The 12,399-nt window shown below is 68.8% G+C and carries 9 protein-coding genes; 1 reads left to right on the top strand and 8 read right to left on the bottom strand.

Features of this window, described 5'->3' with window-relative positions:
• Positions 1-25: 25 nt before the first annotated feature.
• Genes JOE30_RS04285 through JOE30_RS04310 form a run of 6 tightly spaced genes read right to left on the bottom strand, consistent with a single transcriptional unit; the run spans position 26 to position 10,295 of the window.
• The gene (locus JOE30_RS04285) at positions 26-3,265 is read right to left on the bottom strand and encodes an arabinosyltransferase domain-containing protein (protein ID WP_204869524.1); all 3,240 of its coding nucleotides are present in this window, start codon (positions 3,263-3,265) and stop codon (positions 26-28) included.
• A 47-nt stretch (positions 3,266-3,312) separates the two neighbouring features.
• Positions 3,313-5,028 (bottom strand): 6-pyruvoyl-tetrahydropterin synthase-related protein, encoded by a 1,716-nt coding sequence (locus tag JOE30_RS04290; RefSeq protein WP_204869525.1) that lies wholly within the window; start codon positions 5,026-5,028, stop codon positions 3,313-3,315.
• Positions 5,025-6,914: a galactan 5-O-arabinofuranosyltransferase gene (locus JOE30_RS04295; protein ID WP_239532480.1), complete on the bottom strand. Its 1,890-nt coding sequence runs from the start codon at positions 6,912-6,914 to the stop codon at positions 5,025-5,027. The genes JOE30_RS04290 and JOE30_RS04295 overlap by 4 nt, the downstream gene beginning before the upstream one ends.
• Before the next feature lie 8 nt (positions 6,915-6,922).
• Complete coding sequence (locus JOE30_RS04300) at positions 6,923-7,687, bottom strand: decaprenylphospho-beta-D-erythro-pentofuranosid-2-ulose 2-reductase (protein WP_204869526.1); 765 nt, start codon at positions 7,685-7,687, stop codon at positions 6,923-6,925.
• A complete protein-coding gene (locus JOE30_RS04305; protein ID WP_204869527.1) occupies positions 7,684-9,090 on the bottom strand; it encodes an FAD-binding oxidoreductase in 1,407 nt (468 codons plus the stop codon). The genes JOE30_RS04300 and JOE30_RS04305 overlap by 4 nt, the downstream gene beginning before the upstream one ends.
• Positions 9,091-9,137: 47 nt before the next feature.
• Positions 9,138-10,295 carry a hypothetical protein gene (locus JOE30_RS04310; protein ID WP_204869528.1) on the bottom strand — a complete coding sequence of 386 codons (1,158 nt, stop codon included), beginning with the start codon at positions 10,293-10,295 and terminating at the stop codon, positions 9,138-9,140.
• A 136-nt stretch (positions 10,296-10,431) separates the two neighbouring features.
• Here JOE30_RS04310 and JOE30_RS04315 point away from each other — a divergent pair, with 136 nt between their 5' ends.
• Positions 10,432-10,911, top strand: coding sequence for a GtrA family protein (locus JOE30_RS04315; protein ID WP_307806059.1), 480 nt, complete (start codon positions 10,432-10,434; stop codon positions 10,909-10,911).
• A gap of 52 nt (positions 10,912-10,963) precedes the next feature.
• On the opposite strand, the gene JOE30_RS04320 is transcribed toward JOE30_RS04315, so the two are convergent.
• Both JOE30_RS04320 and rfbA read right to left on the bottom strand, forming a co-directional pair.
• Entirely contained in the window at positions 10,964-11,521 is a 558-nt protein-coding gene (locus tag JOE30_RS04320) for a dTDP-4-dehydrorhamnose 3,5-epimerase family protein (protein ID WP_204869529.1), read from the bottom strand.
• Positions 11,518-12,393: a glucose-1-phosphate thymidylyltransferase RfbA gene (gene rfbA, locus JOE30_RS04325; RefSeq protein ID WP_204869530.1), complete on the bottom strand. Its 876-nt coding sequence runs from the start codon at positions 12,391-12,393 to the stop codon at positions 11,518-11,520. The genes JOE30_RS04320 and rfbA overlap by 4 nt, the downstream gene beginning before the upstream one ends.
• Positions 12,394-12,399 lie beyond the last annotated feature (6 nt).

A 12,399-nucleotide genomic window follows, 5' to 3' on the forward strand; every position in this document is an offset into this window, starting at 1 on the left:
TCCGGCTGCTGCACTCGCTGGTTACTTACTGGTACTTGATGTGTCCGGGCGACCAGATACCCGAACGCGACGACGTGGTCACGTCGGGTTCGACGGCCACCGCGTCCGGGTCGAGGGGCAAGTAGCGCTCGAGCGAACCCCAGTCGCGGCGGAGGTCGTCCGCCAGGTAGGTCGGTACCGTCTCCGCGCGCAGAACCAGTCCGGTCCAGCCCAGTGGTCCGCCGCCGACGGAGTCCTGCCAGGCGTTGGTCGACTCGGCACCGTTGCGGTCGGGCAGGATGCGCCACTCCGGCAGTTCGGCGACGCCGTAGCGGTGGTCGAACGGCCGCTGGCACGGGAACGCGAGACCGACGGACCAGTCCAGCAGCACCGGATCGGTGGACCCGACGACGTCGTTGAGAACGGTGGTCTGCGGGGCGCGCGGCGGGGTGACGGCGAGCCACTGGTCGCCCGCCAGATCCTCGTCGGACGCGACGAGTCGCACCGCATTCGCGGTCGGCGGGACCTGGTCGAGCGGGACCCGCAGGTTGCGCCACGACGGTTGCGGGCCGATGTCGATGGGCGCGACGCGTCCGAGGATCTCCTCGGCACCGTCCGCGCCGACCGTGCCGTACTCCACCTCGAGGCTCTGCCCCGGCGTGACGATGCCGTCGGCGTCGACCGAGCGGATCCGACCCGCCGCGGTGACGGACAGGAAGTCTCGCTGCGCGGCGTCGGGGAGCGCGTACCAGCCGGACGTGAGGCTCGCGGGCGCGGCGTCACCGGAGCCGAAGCTACCGAGCACCGGCGTGGTCGCGGGGTCGAGACCGAACGGCAGCGCGATCTGCGAACCGTTGACGCCGGTGCCCGCAGTGGTGCCGCCCCCGGTGCCCGCGCTGTTCGCGGTGGCCTGCTGATCGGTGTCCGAGGGGTCGACCGAGTTGGCTCCGCCGGTCGCACCCGAATTCTCGCGATCGGCGCTCAGGTCGCCGGCGACGCCGTTCGGGGTGAAGCCGACGCTGTCGGTTCCGGCGAGCGGGTCGGCGCCCGGTTCGGGGTTCAGCGGCTGCAGCATCGAGGCGTTCGGATCGGTCTCCACCAGGACGTCGCGTGCCAGGCCGCACGACTGACCGAGGATCGAGTTCACGTTGGATCGGGCCACCGAGTACGCGGGGTACTGCGACACCGCACCCTTGAGCAGGGACAGCACCTCGAACAGCACCACGAGGCCGGCCACGACGGTGAGCGAGGCCCCGCTGAAGCGCCTGGTCCGCGCCGGTCGAGCGCCGACGTAGGGCGCGCGGAAGTGTTGCCATGCGGCGTACGCGAGCGTCAGCACGGTGAGTCCGAGCAGCAGCGTCGCGAAGCCCTTGCCGGCGATCGACGGGGGCTTGTCGAACCACGGCACGCCGTAGCTCGAGACGTACCACCACCCGTTGGACCCGGTGAACGCCAGCGCGGTGAGGAACAGGACGGCGGCCGTGAACAGGGTCCGGTTACGCGGTGAACGCTCCGTCGCCGACATCACGGCGATCGCGGCAAGCGCGGCGAGCGACCCTGCCAGCCCGGCATAGACGCCGAAGTGGTGTGTCCACTTGGTCGGCGTGAACATCATGAGAGCAAGGGCGCCGGCGACGATGCCGAGGATGCGGCGGGACGGACCCGTCGACGTTCCCGGGATTCGGCCGCCGCGGCGCAGCATCACGACGAGGCACGTCACCAGGCAGAGCAGCATCGCGAAGACGGCGAAGCGGCGAGCGAGCGATCCGTCGGGCGAGATGTTGAGCAGTGCGTCCCAGCGGTACCGCTCGTCGAACCACTTCACGTTGGGTCCGACCGCGGACCGGACACGGGTGGCCTCGAGGACGGAAGCGACGGTCTGGTCGGCGAACACGGCGAACAACACCACGGTGCCCGCCGCGAGGATCGGGGCCAGCAGTGCGGGCAGCCCGACGGTGTGGCGTCGGCGAACGACGATCTGGATGACCGGGCGTGCGCCGGCCAGCAGCGCGGCGATCGCGATGAGGCCGGTGGGTCCGGCAGCGAGGGAGAAGGCGGCGATCACCACCGCGACGGCCGCAGGCAGCAGACGCCCGGTGGAGACAGCGCGCTCGATGGAGCACCAGGTGAGCAGAGCGCCGAGCGCGATGATCGGCTCGGGACGCAGACCGTTGTCGTACGGGAGCCAGAAGGCCAGGAAGACCAGGCCGGCCGTCCACACGGCCACCGGACGGGTGCGCACCGCGCGACCGAGGCGCGGGATGACCTCGCGGGAGATGACGAGCCAGCACAGGACGGCCGCGATCAGCGCCGGCAGGCGCATCCACGGGCTGGCGGTCGACACCTTGGCCAGTGCGGCCAACATGTCGTAGTACGGCATGCCGAAGGGTGCCTCGGGCACGCCGAACCAGCGGTAGTAGTTGGCCATGTAGCCCGAGTGCTCGGAGACCCGCGCCATGTTCAGCAGATAGCCGTCGTCGGAGGTGTTGGCGCCGATGACGTGCCACAGCAACAGCGTCCCCACGACCACGGCATCCACGCCTGTCACCCGGAGCCAGTGCCGGGGGAAGAACCGCCGCGCGCGCCGGCCGTCGGCGTCGTCGAGCCGATGCAGCGCGACCAGCGACGCGATGACCAGGAGCGACCCGAGCGCGATCGCGAGCAGTTTCAGCGTCGACGGTGACGAGGAGAACCGGGAGTCCACGTCGACGCGGACCGACATGTCGGCGGGTGCGGATCCGGTCAGGTCGCTGAACACCCCGACGGTCTGGGGGCGCACGTCACCCGGGGCCGTGCCGGTGAGATCGCCGACCGCCGCGGTGGTGCTCTCCGGCGTCGAGGTGAGAGTGAGCGCATCGCATCCGGCCACGGTGTCCGCGGGCACGGAGAGCAGCAGTTGGTCGCGCAACACGACGGTGACGTCGCCGGCGTCGGTCCGCGTGACCACGAGGCCCACGCGCCGGGCGTCCGGTGACTGCGGCGCGACGGTGGACAGCACCAGGCTGCCCGGCGCGGCGTCGGCGAGAACGGAACACGGGACGGTGGCCGACAGCGAGAGCGGGTTGTACGAGACGAGGGGCGTCTCGACGCTGGTGAACGAGCCGTCCTGCGGCCAGGTGACGGACGCGGCGTCCTGCTCGACGGGCAGGAGCGGGGTGAGGATCGCCAGAAGAGTGCCGAGCAGACCCGTGACGATCGCGACGATGCGCGCGGTGGCGAAGGAGGAAGGACTCGGTGTCGACGCCGGGGCCGGTGGTTCGGTGGTCGTCTCGGCGGTTGTCGGCACTCCACGATGCTAGGTGACGAGACCCGCCCCGCCAGAATCCGCGACCGTCAGCGGACGTCCCACACGTACGTGCCGTCGATCTCCGTGGCGGTGCGACCCAGCAGATCGTCGACGGTGTCGCGCAGTGCGTCCTGATTCTCGGTCGGGGGCAGCATCACCACGTCGGCGTCCCAGAACTCCAGGTCGGCACGCGCTGTACGTCGCTGGTCGTCGGACAGCGTCGGGACGATGCCGGTGCGGCCCGCGGTGCCGAGGAGCTTCGCGGTGGGTCGGTCGATCGCGCCGTACTTCGCTTCGCCGTCGGGTTGTCCGCTCGGTCCGACGAAGTAGCCACCGGCGATGCGGTACTCGAGCCCGGTGTCCACCTGCCAGCGCAGGGCCGCGGCGGTGCCGGGGTTCGGGACCGGCACGGTGACGATCGATCCCGGGTCGTCGGTGTCGACGTACTCGCGCCAGGTGTCGTCCGCCAGGAACGACGGGGTCTCGCCCCGGTCGGCCGTCGGCAGCGGTGTCGGTGCGAGAGGGACGAGTGCGACGGCGAGAGCGCCCGTCCACACCACGGCGCCGCGGCGCGACGCGGGTGCGGTCAGGACGCGATCGGTGACCATCGCGATCAGCAGCGCCATGGCAGGCACGGCGGCCAGCACGAACCGGGTCTCGAGGACGGACTGCAGGAGCGGGATCCGGTCGAGGTACTCGCCGGGCAGGGTGATGCCCGTCTCCGTCCCGTTCACCACGAGTGCGACGCCCAGCGAGGCGAGGCCGAGGATCAGGATCGACACGAAGGCGGCGACGGCGATCGGACGGCGGCGCAGCACCACGGCGGAGACCACGACGAGAAGCAGCAGCGGGATGCCGAAGTACGCGTTCTGCTCGGTGGGGTTCAGGGCCACGTCGTCCATCGGAAACGCTGCACCCCAGAGCGACTGGGGCGGGAAGCGGACGAGGGAGACCAGATCGTTTCCGGGCAGGTTGTGGTCGAGATAGCTGTAGTGCTGCCGTCCTCGGAACTGCCACCACAGCGGTACCGCGACGAGGACCGCCGTCAGCAGTGCGGCGCCCAGCACGGGCAGGGCTGCGCGCCGGACCATGGGGACGATCTCGCGCGGCCGGAACACCCAGTACAGCACCGTGATCAGGGCGACCGCGACAGCGAAGACGAGGAGCGGCTCCTCGCCGAGCATCACCTGCCATGCCACCAGGAGACCCAGTACGACGGCGTGACGGCGACGGCGCGTGTTCTCCGCGTCGGCGATGCGGAGGAGCAGATACAGGATGAACGGCAGGACCCCGAGCACGACGAAGTTGGGATGGGCGTTGGCGTGCGAGATCATGCCCGGCGCGAACCCGCAGAGAAGCCCGCCGAGACCTGCGGCCGCACGTGACCGGATCACGGTGCGGGAGAACAGGAAATACCACCCGTAGGCGGTGGTCGCCAGCCCGAGCGTGAGGGCGAGTGTGAACGTGGCCGCCGGTCCGAAGGCCAGCGTGATCGGTGTCAGCGGCACCGACAGGCCGAGCATCGCGGTGTTGGCCATCATGTTCACGCCGTCGGGCGCGTTCTGCAGGTCGGAGAAGAACGGGTTGTCGAGGTGGGTGACCGAGCGGGCGGTCACGGCGAAGAACCATTCCCACATGGTCTGGTCCTGGCCGCTGAAACGGAGGTACTGCGACTGCAGGTGCTGCCACTGGTTGTGGAGCACCAGCACGGACAGCAGCGTGTAGACGGTGGCAGCGAGCAGGTCCGCCCGGCGGGCGGTCATGTGCGCACGACGAGGACGAACGGACCGATCTCGCGGATCTCGAACCGAGGGTCGTCGAACAGCGACTCGGGGTAGGAGACGGTGTAGCGGCGCACGTTCGGGTCGTTGGGGTACACGTCCTCCGCGAGACGCAACGTGTAGCCGTCGGCGCCGCGGCGGAAGAGGAACGCGTCGGGTGCGCGCCACGGCAGGGCGTCGAGAGCGGCGATCAGCTCGTCGCTGCTGCGCAGATCGCTCCACGACTCGATGGCGTCTGCGCGGGCGGCGAACTCGGCGAGCGGGTTCGCGTAGTGCGACGTCAGCCCCTGGAACCCGAAGTACGGGTGGTACGCGAGGAAGGTCGTGTCCGAGGTGAGCAACACCGTGTCGGTCCGCGGACCGGGCCGCGCCTCCTGGAGCGCCGCGTCGACCTCGCCGTAGTACGACACGGCGCTCGGTGGTCGCTGATCGGCACGGACTCCGTTGCCGTCGGTGTCCGTGTACGCCACCGTGATCTCGTTCTGCAGGACGTGGGGGATGTCCTGGGCGAAGGCGACGGCGCCGACGACCCCGACCGCGACGGACACGGTCCGGACCCGGGGCGACTCGCTCGCCACCAGGTACAGCGCCCGAGCGCCTTCCATGAAGCCGAACACGCCCGCGGCGCCGAGGATCAGGACCAGAACCGCCTCGAGTCGGAAGCCGAGCAGGGTGGTACCCGCGACGGTGGCGAGCATCGACAGCAGGCACCACCCGTAGACGGCGACGACGCCGAGACCCAGGGCCTGTGCTCGGCGAGAATCACGGACGCGCACCACGATCCACAGAGTGCCGACGAGGCACAGGGCGCCCGTGAGGGTGAACTGCGCCATCGGGAAGGGCAGTTCGGAGCCGGACTCCGGCAGGTAGTGCAGAGCGGTTCCGCTCTCCGCGGTGCTGCCCGTCAGCGACGCGAGCAGGTACGGCGCCCAGACGATGAGCGCGAGCAGACCGGAGATGCCTGCGATGACGACGAGGCGAAGTGCCGGGTCGAGCAGCGCTGCGAGGGAACGGTTCTCCCGATACCGCAGTACCGCCGCGACCACCGCCATGAGCACGACGGTGAAGGCCGCGATGCCGAGATAGAGGGTGTAGACCGTCGCGGCGACGCCGAGGAACAGGCCGGTGCCGATGACGGCTCCCCACCCTGCGCCGCTGCTGCGGGAAGGCCGGTGGAGCGCGCCCCAGGCGAGGAGGAGGACAGGTGGGATCATGACCGCGATCGTCGCCCCGTACGCCTCGGGGGAGGCGTAGGCCAGCATCAGTGCCGTCACGCCGAGCGCGGCCAGTACCGCCAGGTCCGCTCGAACGAGACTGCGCCACAGTACGAGCGAGACCACGGCGGCGACGGCGAGGGAGGCGATGGCGTAGGGCTTGTAGGCCTCCCACCCGGCCATGCCGAGCGCGTCCGCGACCCGGCCGCCGACCCAGAACCACCCTGCGGGGTAGTACGGCGGGAGGTCGGCGTACGTCATGTCGGCCAGTGCCGGCGAGTCGGTGAGGCGAGTGAGGTACTCGGTGCGGAACTCCTGATCCACCGAGATGCCGAACAGGTACAGCTTCGTGGCGGCCAGCGGCATACCGAGCGTGACGGTGACGAATCCGGAGAGGCCGATCCACGACAGCAGGGTCGCGACACGGGGGGAGCGGCGCAGCCGGAGCATCACCACCGACGCGGCCAGCACGGCGAGAGCAGCTACCTGCCCGACCGTCGCGACGGCGCGAGTCACGTTGGAGGAGTTGAATGCCGGCCACTGCACCAGTGAGAAGGCGTACAGACCGACCGCCGCCACCGCGGCCGCGACGACTGCCGCGACGACGGCCTCTGCGCTGGTACTCAGAGCCGTCCGCATGACTCTGTTCGGCATGGCCCTGCTCAGATGGGGAGTTTGCGGAAGATCGGACGCGGGACGTGCCGCAGCGCCATCATGACGAAGCGGAAGGGCCCCGGAGCCCACACCAGATCCTTGCCCTTGCGGGACGCGGACACGGCCAGCTTGGCGATGTCCTCCTTGTCCACCGTCAGCGGTGCTTCCTTGACGTGCGCGCTGAACTTGGTGCGCACCATGCCCGGACGGATGACGGTGACGCGAGGTCCGAACTCGCGCAGGGCTTCCCCGAGGCCGAGGTAGAACCCGTCGAGTCCGGCCTTGGTGGAGCCGTAGACGAAGTTGGAGCGGCGCACGCGCTCGCCCGCGACGGAGGACATGACGATGATGCGGCCGAAGGCCTGCGCCTTCATCTTCTCGCCGAGGAGCACGCCCACCGACACCGACGCGGTGTAGTTGATGTTGGCCGTGAGCACGGCCTTGTTCTGGTCCTGCCACAGCAGTTCCGGGTCGAAGTCCACTGCGAAGGCCACGATCGCGACGTCGACGTCGCCCTTGGACCAGGCCTCGTCGATGACCGCGGGGTGTGACGCGGTGTCGAGCGCGTCGAAGTCGATGACCTCGACGGACTTGGCGCCCTTGGCCGTCAGCTGAGCGACGGCCGCGTCACGCAGAGGATCGTTGGGCAGCGCCGCGAGAATCACGCGAGCCGACGACGTCGAGAGGTACTCCTCGGTGATCGCGAGACCGATCTCGCTCGTGCCACCCAGTACGAGAATGGTCTGCGGGTCGCCCACAGCATCGATCGTCACAGCAGTTCCAACCTTCTGGCCATATCCGAGGCGAAGACGCCTGTGGGGTCGACGGATCGCCGAACGGCGATCCACTCGTCGATGCGCGGGTACATCGCGTGGAACGTGTCCGCGGACGTTCGGGAGTCCTTGGCGGTGTAGAGCCGTCCGCCGAACTCGAGCACCCGCCGGTCGAGGTCCGCGACGAACGCGCCGAGACCCTCCTTGATCGGGAAGTCGACGCAGACGTTCCAGCCCTCGATCGGGAAGCTCAGTGGCGCTTGGTTTCCCGGCCCGAAGAGCTTGAAGACGTTGAGGAACGAGTAGTGCCCCGAGCGCTGGATGTCGTGGATGATATTCTTGAACTCCCCGACGGCCTGCGGCGGCACCACGAACTGGTACTGCAGGAATCCGGCCGGGCCGTAGGCCCTGTTCCACTCCCCGAACATGTCGAGCGGGTGATAGAACTGCGTCAGGTTCTGCACCTTGCCGCGGTAGGTACCCGACTTGCGGTACCAGAGTTCGCCGATGGGTCCGAACGTGTACTTGTTCGCGAGGCCGTTGGGGAACACGTCGGGGAAGGTCAGCAGCGGCTTCGCGCTGAAGCGCAGCGGATCCTTCTGCAGCTTCGCCGGCAGCTGGTCCAGGGTCGCGAGCGATCCGCGCGACAGCGCCGCACGTCCCAGCTTCGGCGGTCCCGAGATGGCGTCGAACCAGGCGCTCGAGTAGTCGTACCGGCTCTCGCTGCCGTCGCTGTGGATCGCGATGGTCTCGTCGAGGCTCGCCGTCACGTCGCCGTCGGCGATGAAGTACGCGGTCTCGGTCGGCGTCATCTCGATGGTGGCGCGCAGGATGATGCCGGTGAGGCCGTTACCGCCCACCGTGGCCCAGAACAGTGCCGCGTCGTCGCCGTCGGGCGTGATGTGGCGGACGCTGCCGTCCGCGAGCAGCAGCTCCATCGAGCGCACGTGATTGCCGAAGCTGCCGGCGCTGTGATGGTTCTTCCCGTGGATGTCGCATCCGATGGCGCCGCCGATGGTCACCTGACGAGTGCCGGGGAGCACGGGGACCCACAGACCCAACGGCAGTGCCGCACGCATCAGCTGGTCGAGGCTCACTCCACCGTCCACATCGACGATGTGCGTCTCCGCGTTCATCGAGTGGATGCGGTTCAGTGCGCTCATGTCGACGACGAGCCCGCCGCCGTTCTGCGCATTGTCGCCGTACGAACGGCCGAGTCCGCGGGCGATGACGCCCCGCCTCAGATGGGACGGCTTGCTCTCGTTCTGCTCCGCGACGCGGACGACGGCGGCGGCCACGATCTCGGGATCGGACGTGGTCAGCACCTGCGCCGTGGTGGGCGAGGTACGTGCCCACCCGGTGAGGGTGCGCGCACTGGTGGGTGGCAATTCGGTGATGGACATCGGATCGAATGTTACCCGCCCGGTGGCGCACCCCTCGCCGACCGCAGTCAGCGCGGGTCGATGACGACCTCCCACCCGGGTCCGAAGATCGGCTGACGGCACACTTCTTGCTCCGCGTCGACGCACCGCTCGAGCGCTCCGAGATCGGGCCGATCCGGATACGGAGCGGGTGAGAAGTCGTGAACGACACCTGAAGCACCGGCGAGGAGTAGTGCCGCGGCCAGAATCCGTGGCCACGCGCGCTTCGCAGACCCGATGGTGAGCCACAGCAGGATCACGGCGATGGCCATCGGCGTGGTGACGTGCCGTTGCAGCGAGAAACTCCAGGTGACCATGGCAGGCCCGTACGCGTTCACCGCAGCGAACAGCAACACTGCGAACAGAATCCACAGTCCCACGGCGACGCGCGGGATCGCCCAGCAGGTGACGAGCACGACGCCGGTGATCCATACGGTTGCGAGCACGGTCATGGTCAGGTTCGGCGTGCCCGCGTAGATGTTGCGGTCACCGGACAGGAATCCACCGCCGACCCGCTCCGCTGCGGTCCGTGCCAGCAACTGTGGAGTCGCCGCGCTGAGCGTCTCTCGGTCCGACGTCAGGTAGACCGCGAGTTGGACCACGGACGTCGTGACCACCACACCGAGAACGGCGAGCGAGTGGCGTGTCCGACTCACGCGTAGCCACCGCCACGCGAAGAACGGCAGAAATATCACGACGAGTGGTCCGGACAGGCCCATGAGCGCCAGGGCGATCAGCTCGCATCCTCGACCCACCCGCGTCGCGGGGTCCGTGCTGAGGACCAGCAGAGTCATCGCCGTGCCGGCAGCGAAGATCAGATTTGCGATGTTGCCGTAGACCTCCCACAACGCCGGCAAGAGGCACAGCGAGGCGAAGAGACCCGCTCGCAGAACGGGCGACGGGAGCAGCGGTTCCAATCGTCGAGACAGCGCGGGACCCATCATCACCAGGTGCACCACCATGGTGGCGACGAGGTACGCCAGTGGAACCGCGGTGATCGGAACCTGAACGAACAGCGCCGCGATCAGGCGAGGAATGGCGTGCAGATACCCCGCATAGGGATCGACCAGTGCCCGGAGCCCGTCGTTGTGAGCGCCCGCGAGGAATATCTCGCCGTCCTCCGCGAACAGTCCCGGACTGCGGAATCGAGGGAGCCCACGCACGACGAACAAGACAGCACCGGCCATAGCCACGGCACCCGCGATGGTCCACTGGGCCCTGAGGGTTGCCGGGCGAGTCCGGCGAGGCGAGGCTGTGAGCGTCGAGGTGTCCACGCGAAGACCCTACGTTCCGTTTTCGCGGCCAGGGCTACAGTGATCGACCGTGTCCTTTGATCCCGCCGAGCCGTCCGATCCGGGCCAGCGCCTTCCTCTGCCCGTCGAGATCCCCGTCACGGAGAACACCGCCGACGACGCGCTGGATCTGAGGACCCAGATCGTCCGGTTCCTCGTCACCGGGGTGCTGTCTGCCGTCGTCGACTTCTCCATCACCATCGCGCTGCAGTACGGCCTGGACGTGCAGCTCTCGCTGGCCAAGGCCGCGGGATTCGTCGTGGGCACCACCGTCGCGTACCTGATCAACCGGCGCTGGACGTTCGCGGCACCGCCGTCGCGGGCGCGGTTCGTGGCCGTCGTCGTCCTCTACGCGGCGACGTTCGGTGTCCAGAACGTGCTGTACACGCTGTTCGGGCACCTGTGGCCGGAGACGATCCTCTACAGCGCCGCGGCGTTCGTCATCGCGCAGGGCACCGCGACGGTGATCAACTTCGTGGTCCAGCGAGCGGTGATCTTCAAGTTGCGCTGACGCGCCCGTGCGCCTTTTGCGCACCCAGGGATACGCAAAAGGCGCACGGGGGCTATGCCCAGTCCTCGAAGGCGGGTGCTGCGGCGTCCTTGTCGGAGAGTTGGTAGGTCAGGGGTGTGCCGTCGCGGCCGTGGGTGGGCCAGTCGATGGCGAGGTCGGGGTCGAGCGGGTGGATGTCGCGGTCCGCTCCGGGGGTGTACTCGAGGCTGCACAGGTACATCACCGTGGAGTGGTCCTCGAGGGAGAGGATCGCGTGACCCAGCCCGACGGGCAGGTACACCGCGCGGCGGTCGACGTCGTCGATGAGCACCGAGTCCCAGGTGCCGTACGTCGGTGAGTCCTTGCGGAGGTCGACCACGACGTCGAGGAACGCGCCGCGGGTGCAGGTGACGTACTTCGCCTGCCCGGGTGGGTCGACGGTGACGTGGATGCCGCGCAGCACACCGGCGGCGGAGACCGAGCAGTTGGCCTGCAGCAGTTCCAGGGGGTGCCCGACGGCGGCGGTGAAGGCGGAGTCCTTGTGCCACTCGAAGAACACCCCGCGGTCGTCGCCGAACTGGCGGGGAGTGAACTCGAACGCCCCGGGGACGCGCAGTTCGCGGAAGCTCACGGTCGGTGTCCTCTCTCGAGCAGGTCCAGCAGGTACGCCCCGTATCCGGACTTGAGCAGTGTCTGCGCGCGGGCGCGCAGGTCGTCGTCGGTGATGAACCCGCGGCGCCACGCCACCTCCTCGGGGGCGCCGATCTTGAGGCCCTGGCGTTGTTCGATGGTGCGCACGTAGTTGGAGGCGTCGAGGAGTGATTCGAAGGTGCCGGTGTCGAGCCAGGCGGTCCCACGCGGCAGCACCTGCACCTGCAGGGTGCCCGCCTCGAGGTAGTGGCGGTTGACGTCGGTGATCTCGTACTCCCCGCGGGCGGAGGGGGCGAGGTCGCGGGCGATGGCGATGACGTCGTTGTCGTAGAAGTACAGCCCCGGTACCGCGTAGTTCGACCGCGGGTGCGCCGGCTTCTCCTCCAAGGACAGGGCGGTGCCGCTCTCGTCGAATTCGATGACCCCGTAGGCGGTGGGGTCGGAGACCTCGTAGGCGAACACCGCGCCGCCGTCGATGTCCCCGAACCGGCTCAGCTGCGTTCCCAGGCCGGGGCCGTAGAAGATGTTGTCCCCCAGCACCAGTGCGGCGCCCTCGGTGCCGATGTGGTCGGCGCCCAGCACGAACGCCTGCGCGAGGCCGTTGGGTTCGTGTTGCACCTTGTAGGTCAGCGAGATGCCGAACTGGGAGCCGTCGCCGAGAAGCCGCTGGAACTGCTCGGCGTCCTGCACGGTGGTGATGATCAGGATGTCGCGGATCCCGGCGAGCATCAGCGTGGTCAGCGGGTAGTAGATCATCGGCTTGTCGTAGACGGGCACCAACTGCTTGCTCACGCCCTGAGTGATCGGATGCAGCCGCGACCCCGTGCCACCGGCCAGAATGATTCCTCGCATGATGGT

Origin of the sequence: Rhodococcus sp. PvP016, from assembly GCF_017832185.1 — a bacterium.
Taxonomy (GTDB): domain Bacteria; phylum Actinomycetota; class Actinomycetes; order Mycobacteriales; family Mycobacteriaceae; genus Rhodococcoides.